This is a genomic window from Endozoicomonas sp. Z74 (genome assembly GCF_057680865.1).
Window position 1 is genome coordinate 56342 of sequence record NZ_JBLYZI010000007.1, and the last position, 25450, is coordinate 81791.

At 55.3% G+C, this 25450-nt stretch carries 39 protein-coding genes; 4 read left to right on the top strand and 35 right to left on the bottom strand.

Annotated features, from left to right (window positions below; translation table 11 throughout):
- Positions 1-9: 9 nt before the first annotated feature.
- The 18 genes from ACNRUY_RS03320 to ACNRUY_RS03405 all read right to left on the bottom strand — a co-directional run bounded on the left by ACNRUY_RS03320 (position 10) and on the right by ACNRUY_RS03405 (position 12107).
- Complete coding sequence (locus tag ACNRUY_RS03320) at positions 10-537, bottom strand: phage tail protein (RefSeq protein WP_488110218.1); 528 nt, start codon at positions 535-537, stop codon at positions 10-12.
- Positions 534-1718, bottom strand: a complete 1185-nt coding sequence (locus tag ACNRUY_RS03325) for a baseplate J/gp47 family protein (protein WP_488110219.1) — start codon at positions 1716-1718, stop codon at positions 534-536. Before ACNRUY_RS03325 ends, ACNRUY_RS03320 begins: the two co-directional genes overlap by 4 nt.
- Positions 1715-2068: a DUF2590 family protein gene (locus ACNRUY_RS03330; protein ID WP_488110220.1), complete on the bottom strand. Its 354-nt coding sequence runs from the start codon at positions 2066-2068 to the stop codon at positions 1715-1717. The genes ACNRUY_RS03325 and ACNRUY_RS03330 overlap by 4 nt, the downstream gene beginning before the upstream one ends.
- Positions 2069-4009, bottom strand: coding sequence for a phage tail tape measure protein (locus tag ACNRUY_RS03335; RefSeq protein WP_488110221.1), 1941 nt, complete (start codon positions 4007-4009; stop codon positions 2069-2071).
- A gap of 57 nt (positions 4010-4066) precedes the next feature.
- Positions 4067-4270, bottom strand: a complete 204-nt coding sequence (locus tag ACNRUY_RS03340; protein WP_488110269.1) for a DUF6890 family protein — start codon at positions 4268-4270, stop codon at positions 4067-4069.
- On the bottom strand, positions 4252-4530 hold the full coding sequence (locus ACNRUY_RS03345; RefSeq protein WP_488110222.1) for a putative phage tail assembly chaperone: 279 nt from the start codon (positions 4528-4530) through the stop codon (positions 4252-4254). Before ACNRUY_RS03345 ends, ACNRUY_RS03340 begins: the two co-directional genes overlap by 19 nt.
- An 18-nt stretch (positions 4531-4548) precedes the next feature.
- On the bottom strand, positions 4549-4818 hold the full coding sequence (locus ACNRUY_RS03350) for a hypothetical protein (RefSeq protein ID WP_488110223.1): 270 nt from the start codon (positions 4816-4818) through the stop codon (positions 4549-4551).
- Between the two features lie 26 nt (positions 4819-4844).
- Complete coding sequence (locus ACNRUY_RS03355; protein WP_488110224.1) at positions 4845-5240, bottom strand: 3TM-type holin; 396 nt, start codon at positions 5238-5240, stop codon at positions 4845-4847.
- On the bottom strand, positions 5237-5692 hold the full coding sequence (locus ACNRUY_RS03360; protein WP_488110225.1) for a VOC family protein: 456 nt from the start codon (positions 5690-5692) through the stop codon (positions 5237-5239). Before ACNRUY_RS03360 ends, ACNRUY_RS03355 begins: the two co-directional genes overlap by 4 nt.
- Positions 5689-5892: a TraR/DksA C4-type zinc finger protein gene (locus ACNRUY_RS03365; protein WP_488110226.1), complete on the bottom strand. Its 204-nt coding sequence runs from the start codon at positions 5890-5892 to the stop codon at positions 5689-5691. The genes ACNRUY_RS03360 and ACNRUY_RS03365 overlap by 4 nt, the downstream gene beginning before the upstream one ends.
- The gene (locus tag ACNRUY_RS03370; protein ID WP_488110227.1) at positions 5892-6338 is read right to left on the bottom strand and encodes a phage protein; all 447 of its coding nucleotides are present in this window, start codon (positions 6336-6338) and stop codon (positions 5892-5894) included. The genes ACNRUY_RS03365 and ACNRUY_RS03370 overlap by 1 nt, the downstream gene beginning before the upstream one ends.
- A 69-nt stretch (positions 6339-6407) precedes the next feature.
- Entirely contained in the window at positions 6408-7556 is a 1149-nt protein-coding gene (locus ACNRUY_RS03375) for a DUF2586 domain-containing protein (protein WP_488110228.1), read from the bottom strand.
- Positions 7557-7583: 27 nt separating this feature from the next.
- Positions 7584-8249, bottom strand: coding sequence for a phage virion morphogenesis protein (locus tag ACNRUY_RS03380; RefSeq protein ID WP_488110229.1), 666 nt, complete (start codon positions 8247-8249; stop codon positions 7584-7586).
- A complete protein-coding gene (locus ACNRUY_RS03385; RefSeq protein WP_488110230.1) occupies positions 8246-8722 on the bottom strand; it encodes a phage tail protein in 477 nt (158 codons plus the stop codon). Before ACNRUY_RS03385 ends, ACNRUY_RS03380 begins: the two co-directional genes overlap by 4 nt.
- On the bottom strand, positions 8719-9180 hold the full coding sequence (locus tag ACNRUY_RS03390) for a head completion/stabilization protein (RefSeq protein ID WP_488110231.1): 462 nt from the start codon (positions 9178-9180) through the stop codon (positions 8719-8721). The genes ACNRUY_RS03385 and ACNRUY_RS03390 overlap by 4 nt, the downstream gene beginning before the upstream one ends.
- A 142-nt stretch (positions 9181-9322) precedes the next feature.
- Complete coding sequence (gene gpM / locus ACNRUY_RS03395) at positions 9323-10057, bottom strand: phage terminase small subunit (RefSeq protein ID WP_488110232.1); 735 nt, start codon at positions 10055-10057, stop codon at positions 9323-9325.
- Between the two features lie 113 nt (positions 10058-10170).
- A complete protein-coding gene (locus ACNRUY_RS03400; protein WP_488110233.1) occupies positions 10171-11193 on the bottom strand; it encodes a phage major capsid protein, P2 family in 1023 nt (340 codons plus the stop codon).
- 53 nt (positions 11194-11246) lie between these two features.
- Positions 11247-12107, bottom strand: coding sequence for a GPO family capsid scaffolding protein (locus ACNRUY_RS03405; RefSeq protein ID WP_488110234.1), 861 nt, complete (start codon positions 12105-12107; stop codon positions 11247-11249).
- Between the two features lie 158 nt (positions 12108-12265).
- Here ACNRUY_RS03405 and ACNRUY_RS03410 point away from each other — a divergent pair, with 158 nt between their 5' ends.
- The 4 genes from ACNRUY_RS03410 to ACNRUY_RS03425 all read left to right on the top strand — a co-directional run bounded on the left by ACNRUY_RS03410 (position 12266) and on the right by ACNRUY_RS03425 (position 15911).
- Positions 12266-14071, top strand: a complete 1806-nt coding sequence (locus tag ACNRUY_RS03410; RefSeq protein WP_488110235.1) for a terminase large subunit domain-containing protein — start codon at positions 12266-12268, stop codon at positions 14069-14071.
- 45 nt (positions 14072-14116) lie between these two features.
- Entirely contained in the window at positions 14117-15190 is a 1074-nt protein-coding gene (locus ACNRUY_RS03415) for a phage portal protein (RefSeq protein WP_488110236.1), read from the top strand.
- A 93-nt stretch (positions 15191-15283) separates the two neighbouring features.
- Positions 15284-15541 carry an ogr/Delta-like zinc finger family protein gene (locus ACNRUY_RS03420; RefSeq protein WP_488110237.1) on the top strand — a complete coding sequence of 86 codons (258 nt, stop codon included), beginning with the start codon at positions 15284-15286 and terminating at the stop codon, positions 15539-15541.
- A gap of 112 nt (positions 15542-15653) precedes the next feature.
- The gene (locus ACNRUY_RS03425) at positions 15654-15911 is read left to right on the top strand and encodes an Arc family DNA-binding protein (RefSeq protein ID WP_488110238.1); all 258 of its coding nucleotides are present in this window, start codon (positions 15654-15656) and stop codon (positions 15909-15911) included.
- Here the strand turns inward: ACNRUY_RS03425 and ACNRUY_RS03430 are convergent.
- The 17 genes from ACNRUY_RS03430 to ACNRUY_RS03510 form a co-directional block, all read right to left on the bottom strand.
- The gene (locus ACNRUY_RS03430) at positions 15866-16219 is read right to left on the bottom strand and encodes a hypothetical protein (protein ID WP_488110239.1); all 354 of its coding nucleotides are present in this window, start codon (positions 16217-16219) and stop codon (positions 15866-15868) included. The genes ACNRUY_RS03425 and ACNRUY_RS03430 overlap by 46 nt on opposite strands.
- A gap of 140 nt (positions 16220-16359) precedes the next feature.
- Positions 16360-16602 carry a hypothetical protein gene (locus ACNRUY_RS03435; protein ID WP_488110240.1) on the bottom strand — a complete coding sequence of 81 codons (243 nt, stop codon included), beginning with the start codon at positions 16600-16602 and terminating at the stop codon, positions 16360-16362.
- 45 nt (positions 16603-16647) lie between these two features.
- The gene (locus ACNRUY_RS03440; protein WP_488110241.1) at positions 16648-17457 is read right to left on the bottom strand and encodes a 3'-5' exonuclease; all 810 of its coding nucleotides are present in this window, start codon (positions 17455-17457) and stop codon (positions 16648-16650) included.
- Between the two features lie 30 nt (positions 17458-17487).
- Entirely contained in the window at positions 17488-17691 is a 204-nt protein-coding gene (locus ACNRUY_RS03445) for a hypothetical protein (RefSeq protein ID WP_488110242.1), read from the bottom strand.
- A gap of 50 nt (positions 17692-17741) precedes the next feature.
- Entirely contained in the window at positions 17742-18032 is a 291-nt protein-coding gene (locus tag ACNRUY_RS03450; RefSeq protein WP_488110243.1) for a hypothetical protein, read from the bottom strand.
- Positions 18032-18190 (bottom strand): hypothetical protein, encoded by a 159-nt coding sequence (locus ACNRUY_RS03455; protein ID WP_488110244.1) that lies wholly within the window; start codon positions 18188-18190, stop codon positions 18032-18034. Before ACNRUY_RS03455 ends, ACNRUY_RS03450 begins: the two co-directional genes overlap by 1 nt.
- Positions 18177-18788: an HNH endonuclease signature motif containing protein gene (locus tag ACNRUY_RS03460; protein WP_488110245.1), complete on the bottom strand. Its 612-nt coding sequence runs from the start codon at positions 18786-18788 to the stop codon at positions 18177-18179. The genes ACNRUY_RS03455 and ACNRUY_RS03460 overlap by 14 nt, the downstream gene beginning before the upstream one ends.
- Positions 18785-19030 (bottom strand): hypothetical protein, encoded by a 246-nt coding sequence (locus ACNRUY_RS03465; protein ID WP_488110246.1) that lies wholly within the window; start codon positions 19028-19030, stop codon positions 18785-18787. The genes ACNRUY_RS03460 and ACNRUY_RS03465 overlap by 4 nt, the downstream gene beginning before the upstream one ends.
- Before the next feature lie 53 nt (positions 19031-19083).
- Positions 19084-19323, bottom strand: a complete 240-nt coding sequence (locus ACNRUY_RS03470) for a hypothetical protein (protein WP_488110247.1) — start codon at positions 19321-19323, stop codon at positions 19084-19086.
- Positions 19313-19450, bottom strand: coding sequence for a hypothetical protein (locus ACNRUY_RS03475; protein ID WP_488110248.1), 138 nt, complete (start codon positions 19448-19450; stop codon positions 19313-19315). Before ACNRUY_RS03475 ends, ACNRUY_RS03470 begins: the two co-directional genes overlap by 11 nt.
- Positions 19451-19452: 2 nt before the next feature.
- The gene (locus ACNRUY_RS03480; RefSeq protein WP_488110249.1) at positions 19453-19734 is read right to left on the bottom strand and encodes a hypothetical protein; all 282 of its coding nucleotides are present in this window, start codon (positions 19732-19734) and stop codon (positions 19453-19455) included.
- The gene (locus ACNRUY_RS03485; protein WP_488110250.1) at positions 19725-21107 is read right to left on the bottom strand and encodes a DUF7673 family protein; all 1383 of its coding nucleotides are present in this window, start codon (positions 21105-21107) and stop codon (positions 19725-19727) included. The genes ACNRUY_RS03480 and ACNRUY_RS03485 overlap by 10 nt, the downstream gene beginning before the upstream one ends.
- Positions 21108-21117: 10 nt before the next feature.
- Positions 21118-21429 carry a hypothetical protein gene (locus ACNRUY_RS03490; protein WP_488110251.1) on the bottom strand — a complete coding sequence of 104 codons (312 nt, stop codon included), beginning with the start codon at positions 21427-21429 and terminating at the stop codon, positions 21118-21120.
- The gene (locus tag ACNRUY_RS03495; RefSeq protein WP_488110252.1) at positions 21422-21772 is read right to left on the bottom strand and encodes a hypothetical protein; all 351 of its coding nucleotides are present in this window, start codon (positions 21770-21772) and stop codon (positions 21422-21424) included. Before ACNRUY_RS03495 ends, ACNRUY_RS03490 begins: the two co-directional genes overlap by 8 nt.
- A gap of 407 nt (positions 21773-22179) precedes the next feature.
- The gene (locus ACNRUY_RS03500) at positions 22180-24870 is read right to left on the bottom strand and encodes a toprim domain-containing protein (RefSeq protein ID WP_488110253.1); all 2691 of its coding nucleotides are present in this window, start codon (positions 24868-24870) and stop codon (positions 22180-22182) included.
- Complete coding sequence (locus tag ACNRUY_RS03505) at positions 24870-25076, bottom strand: hypothetical protein (protein ID WP_488110254.1); 207 nt, start codon at positions 25074-25076, stop codon at positions 24870-24872. The genes ACNRUY_RS03500 and ACNRUY_RS03505 overlap by 1 nt, the downstream gene beginning before the upstream one ends.
- The gene (locus ACNRUY_RS03510) at positions 25073-25384 is read right to left on the bottom strand and encodes a helix-turn-helix transcriptional regulator (protein ID WP_488110255.1); all 312 of its coding nucleotides are present in this window, start codon (positions 25382-25384) and stop codon (positions 25073-25075) included. The genes ACNRUY_RS03505 and ACNRUY_RS03510 overlap by 4 nt, the downstream gene beginning before the upstream one ends.
- Between the last annotated feature and the right edge of the window lie 66 nt (positions 25385-25450).

Below are 25450 nucleotides of genomic sequence, written 5' to 3' on the forward strand. Positions count from 1 at the left end.
GCGCTCCTTCTACTGGCAGTAATAGGTTCCATAATCACAACTGAATGATGCCGACCGCACCGCCACGGGTATGGGGGTCTGAATCTCCCACTCATAAATCCGGCAGGTGCGGCCATAGGTCTGGATCAGCCAGTTCAGATAGTCGGCATTGTTGGCCACCACGGTGTCGGTCACTTGCAGGGTGATCACATGCCAGCGGTCCGGGTCGTCAAAATGTTCCCGGATGGTCACCGCGCCCAGCTCCATTCGGGCAAAGATCCGTTCAAACCCGATCACGCTCCCGGCGTCGGCGGCATTGGCATAGGCGTATTTGGTGCGCAGGCGGTATTGGCGCTCAGGCTCCCCGGCAAACTGATCAATCCCCCGTTGCCAGCTGATCAGCTTCAGCAGTCCCAGGGAACAGGTTTCCGGGTCCAGTTGCTGTAATGGCCAGTTGGCCCAGTCTGCCACCCGGTTAAACCAGATTTCGGCGGCGTTCTTTAATTTGGTCAGCTCCGGGCCGCCCAGCCACCATTTGAGTTCCAGCTTCAGCTTCACGCCACAACCCCCAGGTGCTTGGTAATGGTCAACGTACCAATGGTGGGAATATTCATGGCACTGGTGATATCCGCCATACCGAACTCAATACTGATCAAATCCGGAAACTGGCTGTGCAGTTCTTCCCCCAGCTTCGAGAAGCTGAACCGGCTGTGGGGCCAGGTCTTGGTCACCGTGAACGACTGGTTCTCCCGGAAGGCGCAGCGAATCATATTTTCGATGCCGGTCATCAGGGCGGTTTGATCCTCCGGGGAGAGGTTCGGATCAATGTAGGCGGCAGGGGCCAGGTTATGCACCGTCACCGGCATCGGGAAACACTGCATATCATCCCCGTGGCCATGGAAGCCCTGGTTGATAATGTGGTCGTTTACCGTGTCCACAAATGGTTGATCGGGTGCGCCGCTATCAATCATCAAATAGGTATTGGCACTGCCCGGGCCTCTGGGGGCTCCGTGCTGAAACCAGATGTAATCAATCCGCAGCCCGGCAAACTCGGAAATAATCGCTTTATAGGCGGCGTCGTGGTGAAACTGCCCAACAGCGGTGAACTGGTTTCGGCAGCGCAGGCGCAGCTCGTCGTCACTCTCGGCATCGGCCCCGGCCCGGGTGATCCAGTCATCGTTGTTCCGAATGGACAAAACCCCACTGATCGGCTCCGGCAAAATGGAGTAATAACCCGGCGCCAGGTTATAAGCGGCTCCCGATCCGGTGGCCTCGCATTCAATATCAACGGTCAGTTGACCATCAGGAAACTGGGTATCGGTCAGGGTGACCAGGGAATACACCACACCATTGATGGGGGGTGTGTTGATCACCGTACCCGCAGGCACCACCAGAGCATTGCCCACCTGATCCCGGGTGAACGTAATCATCCCCCGGGCAGACACAGCGGCTTTACGCTCCAGCCCCAGCGCCCAGGCGAGAATATCCAGAAACTGACCGCCAGCGGTTTTAATAAAACTGTTGGGCAGCAGGTTGTTAATCAGGAACTGCACAATCCACAAAGCCGGTGTGGTCACCAGTGCAGAAATCAGCTTCCAGAAAGACGACCATTTGGAATCGTTTTTAATCAACGAACCCTGTTCGGTGTTGATCTGGTCCCACTGTTGCTGCATCTCCGATTCCGTGGTGGGAATGCCTGCGTCTTTGACGATTTGTTCAAAATCTTCTTTATGGTTCATGGGTTCACCGTTTCCAGATCGTCGTCCGTGGTGCCGCTCAGGGTGATCTGCCCGAGGGTGGTATCCGCAAAAATAAACAGTCTGCCCGGGTTGACGGTGTCCCGCTCCACAATCACAGTGCCGGGGATAATGCGCGGGTCTTCTTCGGCCAGCAGGGAGAGTCGGGTCATGTTCTGCGCCCACTTCAGTGGTGAACGCTCTGCGACCAGTTCTACCAGAATGCCGGAGTCCATAATGGCGTGTTTCAGGTCCTGGGCAATCACGTTGCGCTCATGGGTGTTTTCTGGAATGCCCGCTACGTCCAGGGTGAGGTCGCGGTCAGTGATCAGGATATCGGTGATGTCAGTCATTTACCCACCATTCATCAAAAGGCCGTATTCCAGGCTTTCCAGAGGTTGGCTGGTGATAATGTCACCGCTGAACTCAACCTTCCGGCTGCTGTTGTTGTTAATGGCATTGGTGATGGTTTTGCCCACACCACCGGCAGGAACTGTGCCCTGGCGGCTGGCTTGCAAGCTGCTGACTTTAGGGGCGGTGGCGGCCTCTTCGTTCTGGCCACCAATATTGATGCCGGGAATCAGGTTAACGAAATCGATCACCTTGTCCTGCACCCAGCTGATGCCTTCAAACAGCTTGGTTATGCCCCAGACCACCCCTTCCAGAATTCTGGCAAAGCCCCCCACTACAGCGGCGATCACCGTAAATACGCCAACAATCAGCACTTTCAGGGCGGCAAAGCCGACCATTAACACATTGCCCACCACATGGCCGATCATTTCCAGAATCCAGAGCACTGGTTTCAGGGCCGTCAGCATTACCCCGCCGATGGCCATAAACAGCCCCCAGAGTTTCTGAATCAGGCCGCCGATGGATTCCAGGGCAAAGACGACCACCTGGCCCCAGCCGGTGTCCATCAGGCTGGCCTTGATGGCATCCCAGTAATAGATAAGAGCGGCTACGGCACCGACCAGCAAGCCAATGGCCGCTATGATTAACGTGACCGGACTGGTAGCAAAGATCAGCGCCGATCCGGCGGCCTTGGCAGCGATAGCAAAACCTGTGGATACCAGGGTGGCAATGCCGGTAACGATATTCAGGGAAGCCAGGGCCGCGGCGATGCCCAGAATGGAGACTGCTCCCATACCGATAAACCGGGTAAGGTTGGGGAACTCCTGGGTCCAGAGGGTCAGCTCTTTGGCTCCATCGGAAAGCCTTGTGATGAGTGGATTCAGCACAGGCAACAGGGCGGAACCGATGCCGATTTTAATGGCATTCACCCCGGCTCCCATTCGTTGCCAGGGGTCCACCATCTCTTTCGCCATCCGGGCTGCGGTTTCCATACCCTTTACCTGGCCCAGTTTGTCGATATTGGCGGCCAGGCCATCGGTATCGGCCATCAGCAGCTTGATCATGCTGACCGCTTCCTGGGTGCCAAAGGCTTTGGCCAGCTGGTCTCCTTCCGCCACGGAGAGGGTATCGCCGTACTTGCCCCGGAGTTTGTCCAGGATATCCATCATGGGCAGTACATTGCCGCTGGCATCGGTAAACGACATGCCCAGGGCTTGCTGGGCCTTGCCGATCCCGGCCAGGAAGGCCCGGTATTTGGTGCCGGATTCCGACCCGCTCATGGTGGCCTGCAGGGTGCCCAGAATCGCCATCTGTTCGTTCATGGCCACCCCCACGGAGGTGGCGTTGGCTCCCAGGCTGGTGAAGGCTGAGGACATTTCCGCACCGGTGGTTTTGAACATCTGCACGGCACTGGCCGTCTGCCCGGCCACCACCTTGACCCAGTTGTCGTTGCCCATGGCAGCGGCCTGGTTTTTAAAGATGCCGTACATGGTACCCATGTAACTGGTGATGGTGCCGGTATCGGCCTTGGTGGCTTTGGCCAGTACGCCGGAGGCTTCGGTAAACGATGCCAGCTCGGAGCCTTTCAGCCCGGCAATGGCAGATTGAATGTCGTAGGAGGCGGAGACAAAATCCGTGGCGCTTTCTCCGTACTGGGTGGAGAATTCCAGGGCTTTGGTTTTCAGATGGTCCAGGGCATCGGCCTGGACATCCAGGCTGCGCACTTCCCCCAGGCTCCGCTGCATTTCAATAGCGGGAGCCAGCCCGGCCTGCAGGGCATACCCGGCACCCACCAGTCCTGCGGTACCGATGGCAATGGCGGCAAAACCGGAGCGGGCCTTGTTGGCCAGACCCTCCATACTGTTCTGGATCTTCCCCACCGGCCCGCTGATCTTGTCGATCAGGCCGATGGTGAACATCAGCTTTTCCAGTCCTCTTGCCATTGCTTTTTCCCCGTTCATTCTCCCGGAACTCTCCGGGACTTCCCCCATCCCTGGGGGTCACCCTTTCCAGGCTTTCACCGTACCGGTGGTAACGGCATGCACCCGATTTTCTCTGTCGTCCAGTTCCAGGAACAGGGCACGGGCCAGGGTTTCATCATCAGGTTCCTGGTGAGGCAGCCATTTCTGCGCATAGCAGTAAAGCTGCTCGACCCCGTTTTCCTTAATGGCCTGTGCCCGTTCCTCTATTTTTTTACCGCAAATTCAACCGCAGGCTTGTAGCCTTCCAGCACCTCCCCGAACAGGTCCATGGTCAGGGCGTCTTCATAGCACTGTTTCACGGCGGCTTTGGTGTCCTCATCCGCAGCGCAGCGCTGCAGGAAGTTATGGGCGGGCTGCACCTTGTTTTTGGGCTGCATCTTGTTGATGCAGTCGTTGTATTCAGCGAGGCCGATCTGAAATTTGAGGGTGGTGTCACCCATCATCACTTCCACGGTTTTGCCGGTTTTTTTTGTGTCGCTCATCATTCCCCCCTTGGTGGCTTATCGTCGCTGTTCCCGTAACAGCTGGGTCAGCATGGTTTTGATCTCTTTCAGGTCGGCCTTGATCTCTTCCCGGGCTTCTTTGTTCAGCTCCCAGTCCCGTTCCGATTTGGCCTGCAACTGCTGAATATCCTTGGAGTTATCGCTGACTTTTTGCTCTATGGCTGACTTCCAGCCAAAGCCCAGCACCACAATGGTGATGATGGCCAGAATGTTCGCCAGGTTAACGGTGCGGTCAAAGTGCCATCCAGGCGCAGTGCGGTCAGCCATAACAGCGGCTCCCTCCTTTATGGGCGTTATTTACTGGTACCCATTCGCTTCTCAACGGTGCGCAAGGCTCCCAGGCCCAGCAACGCCAGAACCAGTTCCAGCAGTGAGTCCATGGCCATCACAGGGCCTGGCTTGCCCGTCCACCACTGCAACACCGGGTTGATAACAAACACAAAGGCCAGGCCAGTACCGCACACCCAACCGATAAAGGGACGCCACCCGGCCACAAAGACCGAACGATGCCCAGCTTCTACCTTGTTGATTTCCGCTTGCACCAGGGAGGGCTGCTGGCGGATGCGTTCCAGCACCGCCTGCTTGTCCAGCCGCTCTTCATCACTGGTAAACAGGTTGTCGATCACATTGCCCACGGCTTCGATGGGTTCTGCGGTGGCTTTGGTAAACAGTGAAGATAACCACTTCATCTGCAATACCTCCGATACGCTTCTGCGTAATCTTCCCAGGTGGCCTTGCCTGCATCGGTGTTCCAGTGCTGTTTGGCGTACCGGGCCAGTCCTTCAATATCATCCACGGCGGGCAGGGGTTCCGGTTTAGCCATACAGAACACCCGGGCGTAACAGATGGCCAGCTCGGTATCGAACACCAGGTGATAAACCGTCACTGCGTAGGGGTTGGGGACTTCCTCAAACTTCCCCGGGCGTTGCACCATATAGCGGCGCACCTCTTTCAAGCCGATGGGTTCCATTTGCAAAAGCCCTTTGGCCGGGCCATTCCCCATTTGCTGCACGTAGCGAAAGCCACCGGATTCATGGGCGGCAATCATGGTCAGTAACTGCACTGCTGCAGGGCTGGCGGGCAGGCGGTAATTCTCCAGAATCGCCTGCACAAACCGGGCAAACAGCATTCCAATCTTCATCGCCTATTCCTCTGCTCAAAAAAACGCTGGCATTCAATACAGAACCGCACACCACCCAGTTGCCTGCGACGTTCCGGGATGGCCTCCCCACAATCCGCACAATGGCTGAGGCTGGGGGCGTTGCTGCAAGTGGGGCGATTGGCCAGGACTGCCTGGCGTTCCCGTTCTTCCAGCTGCTGGGCTCGGTCAAATAGATCCATCAGCGCAGGTCTTCGGTTTCTTCGGGGCTCAGGTATGGCACGCCACTGAGGCGCACAAAGTCTTTGCCGGTTACTTCAAAGGGCAGCTTGACCTTGCTCTTTTCTGTGCCGCTGGGGTCGATGTCCAAAATGTCGGAGATCTTCACCAGGCAATCGAACATCTCCACTTTGGCTTCCGTTTCGCCGGTGTTGCCATATACGACGATGTCGAATGTTTTCAGCCCCTTCCAACTGCCTGCGCTGCGGGCCTCTTCCAGCAGTAACAGGAAGTTGTCCCAGTCCAGCTCGATCTCACCGGAACAGGCGCAGTCGCCATCCACATAACCGTTGGGCACGCCCCGGTCTTTTACCGTGGTGCGGTTGTCTTCAATGGTGGCGCTCATGGCATCTACATGGACCAGGCTGCTGCCAATGTTTACATCAAAGCTTTTTCCGGAAAGTCTCATGATTTGTCGCTCCCGTTCGCGTTCCTGACGCTCTACGGGACTTCCCACATCCCTGTGGGTCGTCCCCGGTTATACCTGATCCGCAGGGTTGGAGAGGTCCAGCAGGATATTGCCCTCCAGCTCTTTCGGGATCTCATAGGGGCGCAGCTTGAAGAACACCTGCACCTTGGTTCGTGTTGGCCAGCTGATCACGATATCGCCCTCCACCGGGGGCTTGATCTCACCGGGAAAGGTAATACCGCCGATGGTGGTGCTGTGGCTCATCTCCCGCAGGGGCTTGCCAAAATAGGTCACATGGTAGGCGGTGCTCTTGGGAGTGCTGTTCAGCTTCCGGTCCGCCACCTTGGCAACCAGCAGGAGGTAGATACGTCGGGCCGCCTTGTCCGCCAGACGCAGGTTCTCGATCACGTTGTAGTCACTGGTGACCGGAGCCAGCATGGTGGCGTCGCTGGTATAGGTGCCGTCGTAATCTTCGTACCAGGTGGGCACGCAGTAACGACCGTTGTCGTGGAGTTGCAGCAGTACCGCCTTGGTGAGGGGCTGGTCGTCCTTATCCCTGGGACGTTCGGCAAAACTCCCCACCAGGGCACCGGTGGCGGTACGCATGGGGGAGTCAGCAACAGTAACTGACTTGTTGGCCAGTCGGCCTGCCAGGGCTCCCAGGAACGCCGGATAAAGCAGCGCCACCGCGCAGACCCGGTCTGCAGCCACACCGTCCGTGGCGGCATTGGCGGCAGCGGCGTATTCGCTCCAGCTCTGGCCACTGCCGGGTGTGTTATCAATGGCAGGATAACAGGCCAGAAAGTGGGTGCGGCGCTGGTACTTGGCGATCATGCTCATGGCCTTGGCGTGCATGTTCTCAAAGTCGCTTTTCTGGCCGACCGGATCACACATCACCACGCCTTCCACGGAGACTTCACCCACGGCAGCGTCTACGGCTTCCAGCTTGTCGGCGTTGCCGTCCAGGGGCAGCACATAGGCAAACCAGTTCTGGCCACCGTTCGGAATGGCGGCGGTCACAGTGGTTTTCAGGGCACTGTCGCCGGTTCCGATCAGGGCATCCAGATCGGTCTGGCTGTTGATGGCGTGGACCTTACCCCGGTTGCTGTCCTGCTGGCCGTCGGCGATTTCACCCACAAACAGGTAGAGCCCCTCGATGGCGGTGGGCGATCCCTGCATCAGATTCAGGTTGTTAACGGTGACTGATCCCAAACTCATGGCGGTTCCCTCATTGAGTAACGGTGATTAATTGGCCTGGCGTTCCCACTCGGCGGTGATCTCTTTTGCCAGAATCCGGGTGCCTTCTGCTTCTGTCACCCCTAAAAATGGCCGGGCCGGGGTCTGTACCGTCCAGCTTGGTGTGCTGCGTTCCCCCCGCAGGGTACGGATCAGATAACCGGCGTGCCCGATGGTCATGTTCTCCATAATCCACCGCTGGCTGGGGCGTTTTGTCTGGGTCTTCCCCTTTTTCTTGCCAGCGTAGAGCCGGTAACCGGCCGCGATCAGGGCTTTGGCCTGCTTGCGGGTAGCCGGGGCTTCGTAGTCAGGCAGACCATAGCGCCGGTCCATCTTGGCCTTGTTGAAGGTTTCCGGAACGCCGTGGTGATGGCGGTAGGCAATCTGCCCGGTCATCCGGTTTTTCCAGGTAACGGTCACCCCCTTGTCACGGGTGACCGTGGTCATCTTCCGTCCCAGGTGTTTCAGCATTTTGCCCTTGCCTGTCTGGCGCTTGCGCATGGGGGTGCCGTCCACGGTTTTCTGCTGGCGCAGGTTCTGTCGGCTTTTTTTGCGCACGGCCTGGCCGGTTTTTCTCAGTACCCGCTTGCGCCGGGCGGAAGTGAGCATCATCAGATCCAGGGTGTGCTGAATACCCAGACGCTGTTTTTCATCCACGGAGATGGAGAGGGTCATGGGTTCTCCTCCCGGGGCTGCACGCCGTCTTCTTCGGTGGCGGTGTCGATGATCGGTTCATCAATCACGGACCAGCGGGAGCCTTGCCAGTGAATAGAGCCATTCTCGTCTTCCGTCACCAGTAACGGTTCTAGGAACTCAATGGAGATATCCACGTCCCACCGCTTGCCGGATTTATCCAGCATTTCAATATCAAAGGTGGGGTCTGGCAGCTCGTCACGCTGGCGCTGGTTGATGTCGTCGTTGTCCTGCAACCAGCTGGTGACCATGGCCTTGAGCTGATCCGCATTGCCGGAAAAATCCTCAATCAACACCGTGCAGACATTGTGCTCAATGTGCAGCTGGAGATACTGGCCTTCAAAACGGGCTTCCGGTCGCAGAGTGCATTTGTCAATCCAGCTGTCGATGTCTTCCCGGCGACACTGGCGGGCGTTGATCAGGTGGCTGGTGAGGCTCTGAAGCATCTGGCTCATAACGCCTCCACATTGACGGCACTGCGATTCAGAAACCTGGCAATGGCTTCATCCATAAATTGCAGGTAACGGTCTTCGGTCTCTTCACTGGCCCGGGCCTGATTCTCCGCTTCGGAGCGTCGGTCGATGCTGGGCCAGTCCCGCAAAATGGTGGCTTTTGCCTGGCAGAACACCGCCCGCTTATAGAGCAGGATCTGGATGGATTGCCCGCCGATGGTTTCGGCAGGTACCTGATCCAGATCATCCACGCCCTCGTCCTGTTGCTGCTGGCGATAGCTGTTCAAACGACTGTTGACCGATGCCATGGACAACATCAGGGTGGCTTCCACGGTATCCGATGGCAGGTCAGAAGGTGTGCGGTACTGGTTGATCAACTCCGCCAGATCCAGTGCAGGCCAGAACGGCTGATTCTGGATCAGCTTGCTTTCTACTGTGTTCTGTTTGCCGGAAAAACTCACGTTGTCGTCTGCCTTTTCTATTACCCGTTGACTACCGGTTGACTCTCTACTAAATAGTTCCCGGGCTAACCCACTGATGGCTTGGCGGTTACCTGGGTAACTGTTCGCACCGTCAGCGCCCGGGGCGGGTGGGGTGAGGAGCCTATTCGGGTTCCTGCCCGTTTTCGTTGTGTGCTGCCTGCTCTTCCAGCCTTGCCAACTTATTCCGGGCCTTGTCCAGAGGCGTTTTCACTTTTTCCCCCAGATCCATGGCTCGCTCCAGTAGTTGTACAGCGGATGCAATGTCTTCCCGTGCCAGGGCCATCTCACCGGCCAGGCGGAAATATTTGGCGGTGACGGCATCAGGCATGTCCCAATCCCCGGAACGCACTTGGTCAAACTGATCGGAGAAAAACGGCTCCGGGCTTCGGCCTGCTTTAAATTCCCCCAGGGAGAATTTAAGAATCTCGTCAGCCAGATAGACGTACAGCTCCCGCTTGAACCGCTCCGGCAATGCCAGGTTATGGGCCAGACAGTAATTGCCCAGGGCCACGGCCCGGGCTATCTCACCAATATCAAACAGCCACACCAGAAACTGGGTGAGAATCGGGTGGGTTTTACCGGCCTGTACCAGGGCTTCGATAAAGGCGCGGTATTTGGGCACCAGCTGCTCTTTTTTCAGCTGTTCCTTGCGTTCGGTGCTTTTGATGTTCTTCAGGGTCTTCAGGTCTTCTTCCATGGCGGAGGCCATCAGCTGGCCGTTCTGCTGCTGCTGCATGGAGCTGTTGACGTTGACCGCAGGCACCGTCGCTGTGGCCGGAGTCGGGCTGCCCGGTTGCGACGGTTGTTGTTCCTGTTTGGCCATCCGGGCCTGAAATTGCTGCATGATTGATTGCATGGTCTCACCCTGTATTTGCAATGGATTCCTTTTTAAAGGTCACTCCAATATCCCTATCAAAGAGACCTTTAAAAAGAAGGCGGCGAACCGCCTGTCTTTTAAACGCTGCCCGGTTACGCCCAGCCGCCCTGACCGTCGGGAAGCACTACGTTTTTGAATTCGAAGCCCACGAACTGCTCCGGGGTTTCCACCACACAGCCTTCGTTGCGGCTGTTGTAGTCCACGTAGCGGTCGTACTCGGTCTCTTCCTTCAGGTTCCGTCTCCAGGTGTCTTCCTGCAGATAGATGGAGAGGTTCTGGTAGGTGGTGATCACCAGCCCCCGGCCCGGGAAGTTGGACGGTGTTTCCCACTCGCTGACGCCACCGAACTGCATCAGCGCCTGGGTGGCCAGGGTCTTTTCTGTGGGTGCCAGGGAGATGGCCTGGTAAAGGCGCTGCTTCTCCATCATCACCAGTTCATCACCGATCAGGGCCACCAGGTTGCGGCGCAGGAAAACGGGAATACCGGACACCAGGTCAGAGATGGCATGATCCAGCCCCTCGAAATCGCCCCCGGCCCCGAAACGGATCTGCCCGCTGGTGCCTCCTTCGGTAAGGATGTTGGCGGCCTTTTTGTCCCGCATGTACTGCATCCAGCCCTTGTTCACGTCCTGAAGCATGGGGTTGGCACCGATATCGGAATCGGCGGCGGCGGTCTCTCCGTACCAGCCGACGATTTCCCGGTCGTTGGCAATCTGGGCACTGGTATAACGGCGGATCAGGTCATTGAGGTTGCCCAGGTGCGCCCAGGCATCCAGCTTGCTGTAACTCAGGGCCACATCGGTGTTCACCTGCACCAGCTTGTAACCGTACTTTTCCATGGCCAGGGCGTCTTTGGGCTCACGGCGGTTTGAAGGGGTGTTGGTGCGACCGGAGGCAGGACCGGAAATACTGGTCTTGATGTTCTCGCCATCCTGTTCCGCCACGGTGACCACATTGATCTTGGGCAGGAAAGTGGACTGCTCCACAATCTTGTCCTGCAGGCCCTGGACGGCAGCGGGCACCACATTGAACTTGACGGTGGTATCCTCCACGCCATTGACGTTGGCGAGCCCATCCAGGTAGGCGTTAAATTGTTTGCGGGTTTTCTGTTTCACGGCAATTCTCCTTGGAGGCCCTAAAAGGCTGCGTTTGTCCTTAATCGCCGACCTTAAAAGCCGGGGTTCTGGTCGCCGGATTCCCCGGGGTTGTCGATCTCGGTAGGAGGCACCACCTCTTTCAGGCGACCCTCCAGGGCATTGAATTTTTCTGTCACGGCCTGAAGATCCGCCTTGTGCTGCTCGGACTCGGCCTTCAGGGCGTTAAAGGCTTCGGCAGAAACCAGTTCGTGCACGTTGCTGTCGCCTTCAACGACCGGTGCAGGTGCTTCAGGCTTCTGGGCGGCAAAGGCTTCGGCCACCGCTGTGGCGATGGCGGTTTTCATCTCTTCCGGAGTCATGGGGAGGTCCTCGTCTTCAGTCTCGGATGTGGAGCCAGTGGGGTTTGGAGCGCTGAAGACCAGCGCCTTGAATTTCTTGAACAGGGAGTGTTCCGCAGGGGTGAGTTCTTCCGATTCACGGGCAAAGGTCAGGGGCGGTAATTCAACACCCTGAACCAGCTGCCGGTCGTCTTTTATCCGAAACTCCAACTGCTGGGTACCCACGGAAGCGGGCACATCGGTGACCCCCAGCTGGTTCAGGTACATCCGGCCGGTATCCTGAAAATTGGGCACCAGGGCAATGGATGTAAAGAGTTTCTGGCCCTGTTTGTTGATCCAGCGCAGTTCATCAGAGGGGCAGAGTTTGGCGAACAGGCTGACGGTCTCTCCGTCCTGTTCCGCTTTCAGGGCTTCCACTGTGCCGTAGTTTCCGGCCCAGTCCGGGGAGAAGTGTTCCAGGGTGATAATGGCGGTGTATTTTTCTTTGGAATAGAGTTCAGCGGCATCCAGCAACCAGGACGCCTCAATGGTTCGCCCGTCGATGGTTTTGCCGCTCTCGGCAACCTTGACCCAATCGGTGACCAGTTTTGGCATTACATAATCCCGGCTCGTGTTATGAATGAATAAATTCGTTAACTGATACCCGAATCCTAATCAGACAACACCAAAGCGGCCATTCAATTAAATCGGATTTTGACGGTATTCGATTTTAAAAAACGCAGCGGGGAGAGAATGGGTTTTATTATTCGGGTATGACAGCCAATGCCAGTAAAAGCGGAAAAAAACACTATCCGGAAGAAATCAGGATAGCAGCCCGGTCGCTCTATCTCCGGAAGTACACCATTCCAGAAATTGCGGAAGAACTCAATGTGCCCCGGCGTACCCTCTATTACTGGCAGGGGGCGTACGACTGGCAGGCGTTCCTGCGCCATGAATCCGTGGAAGACGCCATTCAGCGGCGGCTGACCCTGCTGGCAGAAAAAGAAGACAAAACCGAAACGCATTTAAATGAAATGGATCGGCTGATTAAACAGTTGAATGCTTTAGGCAAGTTTCGCCAGGTGGAAATCAGCAATGCCAAACTTCAAATAGAACCCGCCAGCTCAGAAGCCGTGCAGGCGGTTCAAAAAAAGGTTTCTGGCGCTCCGGCGGTGGTGCGTAATAAAAAACAGAAAATCAAAAATGATTTGTCCTTTCTGACGGAAAAGGATTTTAAGCAGAAGTGGTTCAAGCGGTGGTATAAAGGGCAAAAGGAGTTGTACGACGCCCGGGACCAGCGCAACCGGTTTATTCTCAAAAGCCGCCAGATTGGAGCCACCTGGTATTTTTCCCAGGAAGCGTTAATGCGTGCGGTACTGACCGGGGAGGACCATATCTTTCTATCCGCTACCCGCCGCCAGGCGGAAGTCTTTCGTAAATACATCACCAAGCTGGTTGCGGAAGATTTTGATATTGAACTGAAGGGCAACCCCCTGATGATCAATTCCCAGAAGGGGAAATGCGGGCTGCACTTTTTAAGTAACAATTCCATGTCGGCCCAGTCCGAAAGCGGCCATGTGTACATTGATGAAGCGTTCTGGATACGGAACTTTGATGAGCTGTATAACGTCGCCACGGCCATGGCAACCCATAAGCAGTTTACCCGCACGGTGTTCAGTACGCCCAGTGCCGTCAACCATGAAGCCTACCCACGGTGGACCGGGGATATTTACAACAAACGGTTCAAGCGCAAACGGGTGGAGTTTCCAGGATTCAGGCAACTGCAAAGCGGGGTGCTCTGCCCGGATAACCACTGGCGCAAAATCATCACCCTGGACGACGCCATTAATGGGGGCTTTGACCGGATCGACAAGAGAGAGCTGCAACTGGAATACGACCCGGACCGGTTTAAGCAGCTCTTTATGTGTGTGTTTATTGATGACACCCTGGGCGTATTCCAGCTGGCCTCGTTGCAGGCGTGCGCCGTCGATCCGGACACCTGGCAAGACTTTAATCCCGATGCCCTCCGGCCCCTGGGGAATGTTCCGGTCTACGGCGGGTACGATCCCAGCCGACATCGGGACGACGCCTCCTTTGTGATTCTGGCCCCCCCGCTGCAACCCGGGGGCAAATTCCGGGCTCTGCAAAAACTGCACTGGAAAGATAAAAGCTTCACCTGGCAGGCGGATCAAATACGGCAGCTAACCCGGCAATTCAACTTTCAGCATATCGGCGTCGATACCACCGGCCCTGGGCTGGGTGTGTTCGATATTATCAAAGGATTTTTCCCCCTGGCCCAGGCCATTCATTACAGCCCGAACACTAAAAACCTGCTGGTTCAAAAAGGCAAAAGCGTGTTTGAAGAGGGGCGCATTGAATACCCACAAGACTGGACCGACTTTGCCCACGCCTTTCTCACCATTCGCCAGACCAGCACCAGCAGCGGTGGCATGACTTACAGCGCCGGGCGCACCAACACCACAGGTCATGCGGATGTGGCCTGGGCCACGATGCACGCATTGATCCATGAACCCCTGGACACCAGTCAGCAGAACAACAGCGTTCTGGCCTTTGGCTGATTTTGGCTGATTCAGCATAAACGCAACGAATAATGGAGAGGCCCGATGAGCAAACGGACGATGAGTACACGGAAAGCTAAACGGATGGCGAAACGGATGGCGAAACAAAGGACAAACCCGGGCAAAAAACCATCATTTTCAGCGCCTGCTGAACAGCATCAAAGCGCCATGGCGTTTTCATTTGGTGACCCGGAAACGGTACTGGCAGGGCAGATCAATGATTATGTGGGCAGTCAGCTTTCCGATAACGGTGACTACTATATGCCCCCGGTCTCCCTCAATGGCCTGGCGCGGTTGCTCCGGGCCAATGCCTTCCACGGCCCCATTATCGAATTCATCATCAATATGGTGATGCGAGGCTTCAAACCTTCGCAGGTGCTGTCCCGCAAGGTGATGTATGCCTTTGTCACGGACTATATGGTGTTCAAAAACGGCTACATACAACGCATTCGGGATGTGGCCGGGGAGACCGTGGCCACCCGACACCTGCCCGCCATTAATATGCGCCGGTTAAAAGAGCCGGGGCGCTACGGCCTGATCACCAACGACGGGCGGATGGTGAAATTCCGCCTGGGGGAAGTGGTGCATATCAAGAATTACGACGTGGTCCAGAACATCTACGGGGTGCCCTGGTACCTGGGGGCGATCCAGTCCATGTTGCTCAATGAAGACGCCACCCTGTTCAGAAGAAAATACTATTTGAACGGTGCCCATATGGGGTACATCTTCTACTCCAGCTCCAGCGGCCTGGGGGAAGAGGATCAGGAAGCCATTAAAAAAGCGATCAAATCCAGCAAGGGCGTGGGCAATTTCCGAAATATGTTTTTACACCTGCCCGGGGGGCGGGAGAAAGACATCCAGATTTTGCCGGTTGGCGACTTCAGCACCAAGGATGAACTGGAGAACATCAAGAACATCAGCCGGGACGATATCATTGCCGCCCACCGAATTCCCGCCGCCATGGCCAGTGTCCTGCCCAGTGGTAACAGCAACTTCGGGGACATCACCAAGGTGGATGCGGTGTATGAAAAGAATGAAATCCTGCCGATCCGGGAGCAGTTGCTGGATATTAATGACTGGCTGCCACCGGGGGGACAGGTGCGTTTTGAGGCCACTTAACACCGTGCATCCGCTGAAGCTGGAAGAGCGGATGCCTGACTGTCATAATAAATAGTGTCACAAGGTCAGTTGGTCTTTCAGGATAATAAGAGTATGAGTGTCAGGGTTCGCTGCGAAATCTGTAACGAGATTGCCACTATTCAAGACAGTGTTGTGGAATCCTCAAAACTGAAAAAACTGTATTGCACCTGTAACAACCCCAGTTGTGGTCTGGGGTTTGTATTGACGGTTGAGTTCAGTCATATTCTGTCCCCCTCTGCCCTGATGCTCCCGAAAGACGTTCGGGAGAAGCTCTCAACCATGAATCACCAGCAGCAACAGGAACTGTTTTCTACCCTCTCCACTTCTTAGCAGGCCGTTTTTTTTGCCTGCCCTTCCCCTCCTGGCCAAACCCGCTATTTTTGTGTGCTGTATACCGTAGTGTCACGGTGAAACTACAGAACAGAACCCAATGGGGCATACAATGCGAGCTTTATTACTGCGTGTTATAGCTGCCGTGAGCCGAGAATTCCCAGTATTTAACCTGCGACTGCCTGAAGAGCTGAAAGAGCGGATTTCCCGGTCGGCCCGGGAAAACAAGCGGTCGCAGAATGCGGAATACCTGCACCGGCTGGAAGCCTCTTTCCAGAAGGATCAACTGATGGAAGAGGTGCTGAACGAACTGAGGAGCCTGCGTCAGGAGGTGCGGGCGCTGAAATCCTCCGGGGAGTCTGGCGAATGATCCACCGGTTGAATATCGGTACTGATCAGGTTGATGCAGCGGCGCAGCAGACTGCCCGCCCCCTGAATGGCCGGGTCGGTGACCTCTACGGATCGACAGGTTTCGGTGAGTGCCAGCAGCAGGGAAAGCAATTCCACCGCTTCATTGGTTCGGGCCTGTGGCGCGTCCAGATCCAGAATCGGATCAAAGCAGGGAACACACACACGGTGCATGGACTGGTCAACCCGGTTCATCACCAGAGCGGTGCCGGGCTGATTCAGTGGTTGGGCGAGAGCGGCTAAAGACTGAGCATTTACTTCGGCTTTCACGGAGTACTCCATAGCGCGTTATTAGTATGCCGCGCCAGTTAATCACTAAAAATTAACCGCTTCTATCCGTGAAATTCCGAATTATGTTTAACCGTTATACTGGCGATTTTGCCGGTTTTGTTTTTTCAGGCTCGACTTATTCAGTAAGGAATAAACTTTTCGCGATAATGATCACTGGCATGATTAACAAGCTGGTCCCTCAACCGCATCAAATCATCACCCGCCTTCGAGTGGGCCCTTGAGACCATTCTCAGGTGTTTGGCTTTATTGTGATTACCGTTTTCCTGATACTTAGTTGCAGAGTTTTCGATATGGCTAGCATCTGAAAACCTTCTGAATGCCAGATCCTCAACCACTTCGAAGATATCATCGATTGTTTGCACGCATAACCTCCATTAATTCCCACGCCGAAACGTGGGAACTATCCACTATTCAGAAAGATCTTCTTTTAATCTGAAGAAGTAACCCTTATCCCCGTATGTGCTGACACAGATCCCGGCAAACTCGGCCCGGTGCAGGTCTTTCAATCGCAGATTGGAAAGGGTGACGTATTCTTTTCCCGAGGGCACGCCGTAACCATATTCATTTCCCTGGGCATCAATGACCCGGCGGGGTCTTCCTGCAACAATGTGAACCCCTGTGGGCACCAGGGCCATTTTTCTGGCACGAACCCGATCACGGTATAGCTGCTCTTTTCTGGCTTTCTCTTTCAACCGGTCATGGTGTTCCTGCCTGGCGGACAGGTGCGGAATAATAAACCGGGTCATCTGGCAGTCGTATAAGGCCCTGTGGGCTTTGCCTTCTTCAAAGGGGAAACCGTAGCGGCTGGCAACCTTGACCAGCTTTTCCCGAAAACGATACGGATCAAGTTCATTTATCCGGGTATTCCAGTTCATAACACAGGTTGCAGTAAAGTCAGGAATAGAGAGCCCATAGCTCTGTGCTGTCTGGTGCAGTAGACGACGGTCGAAGTCGGCGTTATAGATATACACCCGATCCGCCTTTTCAAGGATTGAACAGACCTCGCTGTGAATCTCGATCCAGGCGGGGGCATCCTCTACCATGGCATCGGTGATACCGTGAATGTCCGTCACCTCTGCGGGAATGGGTGTGGTCGGGCTGACCAGGCTATTGAATATCACTTTTCCATCATCAAGGCGGATGATGGCGATTTCTACAATTTCAGAGGATTCAGACAACCCGGTGGTTTCTGTATCCAATATGTAATCGTTTCCCATTTGATTTTCCTTTTATTCAAGTTGTTATATTCATCCATCATTTTCTGATGGAATATTGATAGAGAACTCTTTGCGCTCAAAAAAACCTTCAAGCTTATTCAACCTTATTTCAAATTCAGCCTCCCTAAATTGGATTGTCACGCTAGGGTCTTCTCCTTGCGAAAGCTGCTTTCCAAAATTTTGAAGGATGTCAGCAATCCAATACTGTGCAGGCTGTTTAAAGTCATTAATCATGTGTATCTCCCGTTTATGGTTCCCACGCTCCAGCGTGGGAACCTTGTTGATCACTTAAACCAGCTCTTAAATTCTCTTTTGGCATCCTCCATACCGGCTTTCTGTCCTTTAATAAACCATTGATTCGCAGCCCGGATGAATGATCCGGCTTCACCTCTGGATCTCACAAAGGCCGGTAAACGCTCGAAAGTTTCATAATCTTCGGCCACTTGATACCACCAACCCTCCAGTTCCACGAGAAAACAATAACTCCAGAAAGGGCGCTCGATGTTGCTATTACAAAAAACAGCGTCCCCCTGTTCTGAAGCTATTTCTGCAATCAGTTTTTGTTTGATATCCATCACTCTTTCTCCACATGGTGAATTAATTGAATCAATACCCCGATCCAGTGAATACGCGCTGCCAGCCTGCGGTGCTGTTCCGGGGTGCTGGGGCGCTGCTGGCGCAAGGCCTCCAGTTCCAGGTTCAATTCCAGCAGCGCCTGCTCATTGGTGGTCATTTGATTCTTGTTCCGCCGCTTCCAGCTCACCGATCCGGGCTTTTAACTTCCCGATTAATCGAATCGTGGGCTGAACTTCCTTCGGATGGGAATAACAGCGCAGCTTGTTGATTCGAACGTGTTCGCGTCGGGTGATGCACTCCAGGTTATCAAGAACCACATTGTTTTTATCACCGTCGATAAACACCAGAATATGGCCGTTGGGCACAGGCCCATGGTTGGCTTCCCATAACAGGATGTGTTGCTGTTTCCAGATATTGGGCTCGGCTATTTTGGTTTCCAGATAGCCAATGGTGGATACCCGGGTACTGCCAACAGGCATCCAGTTATGGGGGCGGTTTCCCTTTTTGAAGGACGTTTTCGTGGGGCCTTTAGCTCCTGAATCGGGGCTGGGAATATGACCTTTTTCAAAGCGGCCGGTTCGCCCGGTACGCCACCCCTTTCGGGTGCATAGATCCTTCAGGTTTTCATAAGTCACATCCGGGCGGCAGAATACTTTCTGAAGCCGTTTTAACAATTCCCGGCGGGGCAGTTGGCAATGTGCCTGGATAAAAGCCAGCTCTTCCGGGCTGTACTGAACCACTTTTCTGGCCATCATTTATCCCCCTCGATGGCCATAGTTACCGGCAAATCTCCCTTGCCCAGGCCGAAATACTCCGCCTTCAATTCAATGGCCCGCAGTTGCAGGGTGGAACTGCTGACGATCTCACGGGAGATAGAGGTCACCGCTTTGGAGCGCTCAATCTCTTCAATCAACGCGTCACCTTTTTTGGTTTCATCACTGAGGCGTTCCAGTTGAGCAAACAGGTGGTTATTTAAATCGGTCAGTTTGTTTTTCATTGTTATGTTCCTTCAATTCAGAAATACGTTACTCAGGCTGAACATCCCACCCGCTAATGCCGGGTGGGGAGTAAGGCCCGGATCAGCTCTGCACTGGCCGAGGGTTTGGTTTGGGCAATCACCCGCACCAGACCGTTGGGGCCGTGGCGTACCACATGGGTGTGGCCGCTGGCCTGAACGATGCCCGCCAGCCGATCCGCCAGGGCTTGCACCGTGGCTTCGGTGCCATACTGGGTCAGATGCAGCTGGATCACTTCGACCAGCATCCGCTCGGTGTTCTGTTTAACGGTCATGGCAAGTCCTCCGCTGGGCCTGTGGTTTGCGCTGACCGAACAAAACCCGAAACCGCCGTTTTCTGTTATGCTGAAGGCGATACTTCCGCTGGTTGTTCAGGAACACCGTTTCTTGAAAGTCGCTCATGGTTAGTCCCTTTGAGAGATGATGGTGGGTATCTCAGCCAGGGCCGCCACCCTGGCTGTCTCTTTTCTGGCTGGCGCCTTGGGTTTGGCCACGGGCTGTGGCGCTCCCTTCATCACCCCCGCCGGTACCCACTGAACCACGCCCCCACCTTCCACAAAGGCGTTCATCTGTTGCCAGAGGGCTTCCCGCTCCGCCTGCCGACTGGCCGGTGTCCGGGTGGCCGGGGCGTGACTGCCTTCGTTGAAGGCCGTTTCATTAAGGTGCCGGGCGACCATCAGAACCACCCCTCTTCTCTGGGCAGTGCAGGCGTTTCCATACCGCTGCCCTTGCAGTCCGGGCAGGTGGTGGTTTCTTCGTTCCATTCGTCCTCGGGGTATTTGAAAACCTCTCCGGCTCCGTGGCATTCCCCGCAGTTACGACGCCAGCGGTTATCCACACGCAACCGGTGCCAGCGATCCTGCATGGCCATAAACCGATCATTGCCGTTAGGCAGTACGTCGTGGGGTTCTATCCGCAGGCTGGCCCGACACTCCAGATACATCAGGGCCTGTTGAAGGTGCTGCCGATCCAGGTGGCAGAGGTCCGTTACATCCAGCTGCCAGTTGCTGCCGTTGTAGCCACTGAGTAACAGCTGGGCAGCGGTGCGACCGCTGGAGGTGTCCTTTTCCGCCAGCTGATACAGCACTTGGACCGCTTCGGCGTATTCTTCCCGTGTGCGCCCGGGGGATTGAAGTTCCGCAGCAATGGCGGCCAGGGCTGCGGGGCTGGGTTGGTCGGCTTCTGGCTCTTGGGTTGTTCTGCTCTGTTCTTTCGCCCATTGGGCCATTTCTCTTGCCTGTCCTTTCATGGCCTGAAGAATTTTATCTTTCACAGGTTTCAACTCTGGATGAATGGATTTAGCCAGCGTCCAGGTCAGAAACAATTCTGTGATGGAATACACCTGAGCGTAATTCGTTGATAGCCTCGGGTTCTCTTCGGTCAGGCACTCTTTAAAGTGTTGTTCTATCTCATGGTTACCAAAAAGATAGGTTTCAAGAATGGAGGCTTTATCCGCCATTACCTCTTCTAAAAAGGGTTTTAAATCACTGGCTCTTAGTTGCTGCAACCGTCGTAATGCTGCGGTTGATTCCGGCGTGTGATTTTCTTTTGATAATTCTACCGTCACCATTCTGGATGCCAGGGCTTCGCTGCATGCCAGAGGCTTTTCTGATTCAATAATCAAACCACCTTCAAAGGCCGGAGACTGGGTTTCGGTGCTGCCTGGTACAGAAAGGGTAAATGTATGACCGTTGAAGAAGTCTCTGAACCGGTCAAAGTTGTATTCATCCCCCTGGTTCACCAGGCTGAAAGGGGCATTACCGTTGGCTATGACCAGCCGCCGGAGCCCTGCCAATGTGGTCATCACCGGATCGGTACTGACAGAGGTTCGCCCCAGCAGTTTGGAGAGAAAGGCCAGCAGGGTGGTTTTGCCCGATCCGCTTTCGCCCACCAGTTCCAGAAACGGCCAGCTCTGCTCCTTCTCCCGGATCTCCCGGGCGAACAGGGACCCGATATAAAAGCCCAGTACCAAAATGCCCTGACAACCAAAGGCGGTAATAAAATCATTGATCCAGGGGTGGCGTTGTTTTTGGCATTGTTGTTGTGTTGTTGTTTTCATTTTTCTTCCCTCATTTAAGTAATGGCCTGATGGCCTTGATTACCCGCTCCCCCGCCAGGGTGAGTTTCAGGTTCTTGCGTCGCCGGTCGAACAGATCCGGCTCCACCAGTAACAGATTCATGCTGTTGTGCTCCCTGCCTTTTTTGCCCCCGGCCATCATGGCCACATGGAACTGCACATGCTGATGACAGGTGCCCAGCTCTTCGGCGATTTCGGCCATGGAGGCGCCCTGCCAGTCCGCCACCAGGGCCAGAATCCGCAGGCTTTGCAGATCCAGGGTCGGGTAGCGTCGGGCCAGCCGGTTCAGGGTGTTGTCATCCATGGCAGGCTCCGGTTTTCCGGGCTTCCAGATGGGCATTCACCCGGGCCGTGATGTCTTTGAAGAAATCCCGATCAAAGGCGTTGCGCTGGCAACGCTGGAACATCCGGGCCAGTCGCAGCTTGCGCATGTTGTCGTCCATCAGGGCGATTTCCCGGGCCAGCTCGGCACGCATTCGCTCCAGGATGTCCTGGCGCAATTCGTCATTCTTCAGGTTTTTCAGGTACTCCTTCTGCCGCACCGGGGTGCAGTGGATCAGGTAACGGGCCAGGCTGTTGCGGCGGTCCTCTTCCACCCCTGGGCGCTGTTCTCTGGTGATGTTGTATGTGGTGCTGTGGGCAGTCATCGGTGCTCTCCCTGGTCGCAGAATGGATGACGGTTTATCGCAGAAAGCGAACCTTGCGAATGGCCGGGTTAAATCGTCCTTAACCTGTTGTTTTAATTGAGTTTCAGAGGTTCGCGTTAAAAGCGAATCTGAGCGAACCTGAAAAGGCACATCATTGATTTCATTAGATTTTCTGTTTTCCAGATATTCGCTTTTATGATTTTTCCGGTTAGCTAACTTATTCTCTTGAGGTTCGCTTTTTATTCGCTTTTCTATTTTTATGTATCCCCTTGTTTTTAAAGGCCTGATAACACCTTCTGCGGTAAAGGTTCGCTTTATTCGCTTTCTCCGATCCTCTGTCGGGTCTGTGGAAGCGACGCCCCTTAACGTGTGCGCGTGCGTGCGCGTAATAGATAAGTGCTGCCGGATCATTGGGAGCCCTCCCTGCGGAAGACCCAGCAGCTTTTGCTTTTACTGGTTATCTGACTATTGACGTTCATTCGTTTCACAAATGGGCGGGACTGGCAGTTAGGGAGCTGCTTTTTCAGGTCGTGCAGGGGTAACCGCTGCAAGCCCCGCTTGTTCACCAGCTCTTCAAACTCCACCAGGCTGATGGCGATCAGATCCCGGTCCCGGTGATGGTTCAGCCGCTCTGCGGTGACGGTCTCTTCGGTGTTGGGGTCTTCATACTCCTTCCAGTTGAGTTCTTCGAAGTATTCCCAGAACTGCTCCACCAGTGGACTGTCGGACTTGATGCGCCGCTCCCGGATGACGGCCATGTCCCAGAGGGTGTTTTCCAGCTGGCGGCATTTGTCGTCGGTCATATGCTTTGGGAATAGAATCTTCAGGCACCAGACCCCGGCAGCAATCTTGGCGTGGTTCTCGATGATCCGCTCCCGCACCACTTCTTTGCGCTGCTGATAGCTGGCCTGGATTTGTTGAAGCCGGTGTTCGAAGGTCTCCAGAAACGACCGTTCACTGGTCAAAGCCTTGTGGAGCCACCCGGCCAGGTCTTCGGTTTTCATGGCAGCCATCTGCCGGGCGTGCTTTTTTGAATGGGCGGTATGGTGTGCCTTGGTGGAGTGGCAATGGACGATCCTCTCCATCACTGCGTCGTCGTCACTGTCTACACTGGCGTTCTGGGCAATGAGAACCCCACCCCGGTAGGGCGGCTCTACGGTTTCGTTGCCACCGTTTTTTACACCGGTGGTGCGGATGATCCCGCCATTAAAAAAGTCTTTAAACTCGTTGAAGTCGAAGCTCTTTTTGGCACCGGGTTTGTCGGCCCGGTCTGCCTCGATGACCACGGTGGGCAGGGCGCTGTAACGCTCCAGGGTTCTGGATCGACCGGCGACGGAAGACTTGGCCGGGTCGAACCCTTCGTAGCCATCGATGCGCCCCACACAGCGCCACAGGAATTTCAGCAGGGTGGTTTTGCCGGTGCCCGGTTCGCCGGTGAGTTCCAGAAAGGGCCAGTCCTGGTATTTGTCCCGGATGATTTCGGCGAACAGGGTGCAGAGCCACCAGGCCATAACGATCAGCCCCGTGGGGCCAAAGGTTTTTTCAAACAGGTTGATCCAGCTTTCGTCGTGGTGCTCCCGGTGGATCATTTTCACCTGGCTGTGGCTGACTTTGGTTTTGACCTTGCTGGATCCGGTGGCCAGGTAGCCCATATCGTTCAGGGCAATGAACCGGCCCCCATGGAAACCGAACTCGGGATAGACCCAGGCCTGGCTGGCTTTGTCGTAACCCACAAAACGCAGGCGGGTGATTTCGGTGGTGCGGTGGTCGAACCACTCCTCCTTCAGGGATTTGATGTCGTAGGCGTCACCGTCGAAGGTGCCCCCGGATGTTTTACCCAGCAGGGCTTTGTTCAGGCTACTGGCAGACTCCAGGCTGGAACCGTCCAGGGCGATCAGTCGCCGGGGGTTGCTGTTGCGAAAGGTTACATCAAAGAAATAATCCTGCTCATCGGTGAGGGGGTCACGCTCGATGTAGAGGAACCGGGGCAGGCAGTTGCTGATACGGCCTCCGGTGAGTTTTCCATAAAAGGCCGCCTGGGCGTTGCTGACGTCACCCTGGTCTTCATCCATCCAGAGGGTGTCCAGTGCTGAGCCATCGATGCCCAGTATTTCGTAGACTTCTCCCGTCGCTTTTTCATCGGCTTTGAAGCTGTAGAGGGAGTGTTTGAACTCTACTTTCAGCCGACTTTGTGGCCGGTTCGCCCAGAGCCAGAATGCCTTTTCCCTGGCACTTTTGGCCATGGTCAGGCAGCCCCGCCATAAGGCACTGTTCAGGTATTTGTCATCCACCTTCCCGTCCTGGAATTCGTCGTTCCAGTCCGCCTTGCTGGTTCGGGTCAGCATGACCTTCCACTGCTCGCCCATCTTGTCCAGCTTCTCGATGTACTCTTTCATATGGGTGCGGCCTGCGGTGTCGTTGTCGTAGGCCAGTATCCAGGTGATGCCCCGGCGGCGGTTGTTCTCCAGCAGTTGTGCCGGAAAGTTGCCAGAACTGAGGGATGCCACCGCCTTGCGTTCCAGGTGCAGAAAGACCCAGGCGTTAAAGATGCCTTCAGTGATGATGCATTCGTCGTCGTCTTCCAGGATGAAGCCCGGCGGCTGCCAGTGTTTGCCTGCGTACTGAATGCCTTTTTTGTAGTTGTTTTTCCGCTTGGCCTTGAGGACGTGCTTTTTATCAATCAGCCGTTCCCAGTAGAACCCGTCCCACAGTTCGATGCGCACGGTGGGGGCCATGGTGCCTCCCTTCAGGGGGAAATAGCCCTGGTCGTACCATTCGGCAATGATGCCGGTGTTGAAGCCCCGGTCTGACAGGTAGATGCGGGCAGTGGCCCTGGGGTCCTCTTCGGTGGCCGGGTGTTTTTCCGCGTAGTTTTCGAACAACTCTGAATACAGTTCTTTGGTGGTTTCGGTGTAACCGCAGCTGGTCTGGTGATCACAGCGAACCCGGCCCGGCTTGTCCCGCTTGATCCATACGGATTTCCGTTTGCACTGGGGGCAGATGCCCTGGTTCAACACCTTGGAGTTCTTCTGGTTGAAGTTGAAACTCTGGTCGTTGATCAGCGCGTCCAGAATCTCGGCGTCCCTGTCGTAGGCCATTACTGTTCCTCCCCGATCAGCTCGACCTTCAGATCCACCGGGGTTTGTACGTCCGGGAACCGGTGCCCGTAGTTATCAAAGGCCATCAGCCTGGCCATGTGGTGACTGCTGGCGATGGGCTCGTCCACCAGTTCCCCTTTCCAGGTCGTGACCCGCCAGGCCATGAAGTGGGGGCGGGAAGACTGTTGCTGGTTTGACTCACTCATAGCTGTGCGGCCTCCAGGGCTTTGGCGGCCTGTTGCCGGAGCTCTTCCTGGGCTTGCAACTGGGGGTTGTTCTGCCGGATGTGGTCGTTGATGACCGATGTGGGCCAGCGGTCCTGCCCGGCAATCTGGATGGGTTCCGGGAACTCACCAGCCCGTACCGCTTTCATTAATGTGGGCTTGGAGACACCCAGGGCAGTCATCACATCCTTGCAACTGAGCATCCGGTCATGGCGGATATCGACTCCATCCCCCTGGGTCAACCGCTGCAGCAATGTTGTGAGCAGTTCGGAAAGGTCATTCTTATTCATTGCATTGGCATCCCTTTGCTGCTAAAAAATCTCGCGTCGGTTAAATTTTTGCTAAAATTCAACAAA

What these genes read in the sequence shown, in the direction of transcription:
- ACNRUY_RS03360 (WP_488110225.1), bottom strand. Translation starts at nt 5,692, where the DNA reads ATGAAGATTGGAATGCTGTTTGCCCGGTTTGTGCAGGCGATTCTGGAG.
- ACNRUY_RS03450 (WP_488110243.1), bottom strand. Translation starts at nt 18,032, where the DNA reads ATGGATATCAAACAAAAACTGATTGCAGAAATAGCTTCAGAACAGGGG.
- ACNRUY_RS03440 (WP_488110241.1), bottom strand. Translation starts at nt 17,457, where the DNA reads ATGGGAAACGATTACATATTGGATACAGAAACCACCGGGTTGTCTGAA.
- ACNRUY_RS03365 (WP_488110226.1), bottom strand. Translation starts at nt 5,892, where the DNA reads ATGGATCTATTTGACCGAGCCCAGCAGCTGGAAGAACGGGAACGCCAG.
- ACNRUY_RS03495 (WP_488110252.1), bottom strand. Translation starts at nt 21,772, where the DNA reads ATGACTGCCCACAGCACCACATACAACATCACCAGAGAACAGCGCCCA.
- ACNRUY_RS03420 (WP_488110237.1), top strand. Translation starts at nt 15,284, where the DNA reads ATGAGTGTCAGGGTTCGCTGCGAAATCTGTAACGAGATTGCCACTATT.
- ACNRUY_RS03345 (WP_488110222.1), bottom strand. Translation starts at nt 4,530, where the DNA reads ATGAGCGACACAAAAAAAACCGGCAAAACCGTGGAAGTGATGATGGGT.
- ACNRUY_RS03490 (WP_488110251.1), bottom strand. Translation starts at nt 21,429, where the DNA reads ATGGATGACAACACCCTGAACCGGCTGGCCCGACGCTACCCGACCCTG.
- ACNRUY_RS03485 (WP_488110250.1), bottom strand. Translation starts at nt 21,107, where the DNA reads ATGAAAACAACAACACAACAACAATGCCAAAAACAACGCCACCCCTGG.
- ACNRUY_RS03375 (WP_488110228.1), bottom strand. Translation starts at nt 7,556, where the DNA reads ATGAGTTTGGGATCAGTCACCGTTAACAACCTGAATCTGATGCAGGGA.
- ACNRUY_RS03505 (WP_488110254.1), bottom strand. Translation starts at nt 25,076, where the DNA reads ATGAGTGAGTCAAACCAGCAACAGTCTTCCCGCCCCCACTTCATGGCC.
- ACNRUY_RS03325 (WP_488110219.1), bottom strand. Translation starts at nt 1,718, where the DNA reads ATGAACCATAAAGAAGATTTTGAACAAATCGTCAAAGACGCAGGCATT.
- ACNRUY_RS03330 (WP_488110220.1), bottom strand. Translation starts at nt 2,068, where the DNA reads ATGACTGACATCACCGATATCCTGATCACTGACCGCGACCTCACCCTG.
- ACNRUY_RS03465 (WP_488110246.1), bottom strand. Translation starts at nt 19,030, where the DNA reads ATGAAAAACAAACTGACCGATTTAAATAACCACCTGTTTGCTCAACTG.
- ACNRUY_RS03475 (WP_488110248.1), bottom strand. Translation starts at nt 19,450, where the DNA reads ATGAGCGACTTTCAAGAAACGGTGTTCCTGAACAACCAGCGGAAGTAT.
- ACNRUY_RS03500 (WP_488110253.1), bottom strand. Translation starts at nt 24,870, where the DNA reads ATGGCCTACGACAGGGACGCCGAGATTCTGGACGCGCTGATCAACGAC.
- ACNRUY_RS03415 (WP_488110236.1), top strand. Translation starts at nt 14,117, where the DNA reads ATGAGCAAACGGACGATGAGTACACGGAAAGCTAAACGGATGGCGAAA.
- ACNRUY_RS03470 (WP_488110247.1), bottom strand. Translation starts at nt 19,323, where the DNA reads ATGACCGTTAAACAGAACACCGAGCGGATGCTGGTCGAAGTGATCCAG.
- ACNRUY_RS03410 (WP_488110235.1), top strand. Translation starts at nt 12,266, where the DNA reads ATGACAGCCAATGCCAGTAAAAGCGGAAAAAAACACTATCCGGAAGAA.
- ACNRUY_RS03425 (WP_488110238.1), top strand. Translation starts at nt 15,654, where the DNA reads ATGCGAGCTTTATTACTGCGTGTTATAGCTGCCGTGAGCCGAGAATTC.
- ACNRUY_RS03350 (WP_488110223.1), bottom strand. Translation starts at nt 4,818, where the DNA reads ATGGCTGACCGCACTGCGCCTGGATGGCACTTTGACCGCACCGTTAAC.
- ACNRUY_RS03455 (WP_488110244.1), bottom strand. Translation starts at nt 18,190, where the DNA reads ATGACCACCAATGAGCAGGCGCTGCTGGAATTGAACCTGGAACTGGAG.
- ACNRUY_RS03370 (WP_488110227.1), bottom strand. Translation starts at nt 6,338, where the DNA reads ATGAGACTTTCCGGAAAAAGCTTTGATGTAAACATTGGCAGCAGCCTG.
- ACNRUY_RS03380 (WP_488110229.1), bottom strand. Translation starts at nt 8,249, where the DNA reads ATGACCCTCTCCATCTCCGTGGATGAAAAACAGCGTCTGGGTATTCAG.
- ACNRUY_RS03460 (WP_488110245.1), bottom strand. Translation starts at nt 18,788, where the DNA reads ATGATGGCCAGAAAAGTGGTTCAGTACAGCCCGGAAGAGCTGGCTTTT.
- gpM (WP_488110232.1), bottom strand. Translation starts at nt 10,057, where the DNA reads ATGCAATCAATCATGCAGCAATTTCAGGCCCGGATGGCCAAACAGGAA.
- ACNRUY_RS03355 (WP_488110224.1), bottom strand. Translation starts at nt 5,240, where the DNA reads ATGAAGTGGTTATCTTCACTGTTTACCAAAGCCACCGCAGAACCCATC.
- ACNRUY_RS03510 (WP_488110255.1), bottom strand. Translation starts at nt 25,384, where the DNA reads ATGAATAAGAATGACCTTTCCGAACTGCTCACAACATTGCTGCAGCGG.
- ACNRUY_RS03405 (WP_488110234.1), bottom strand. Translation starts at nt 12,107, where the DNA reads ATGCCAAAACTGGTCACCGATTGGGTCAAGGTTGCCGAGAGCGGCAAA.
- ACNRUY_RS03445 (WP_488110242.1), bottom strand. Translation starts at nt 17,691, where the DNA reads ATGATTAATGACTTTAAACAGCCTGCACAGTATTGGATTGCTGACATC.
- ACNRUY_RS03335 (WP_488110221.1), bottom strand. Translation starts at nt 4,009, where the DNA reads ATGGCAAGAGGACTGGAAAAGCTGATGTTCACCATCGGCCTGATCGAC.
- ACNRUY_RS03385 (WP_488110230.1), bottom strand. Translation starts at nt 8,722, where the DNA reads ATGAGCCAGATGCTTCAGAGCCTCACCAGCCACCTGATCAACGCCCGC.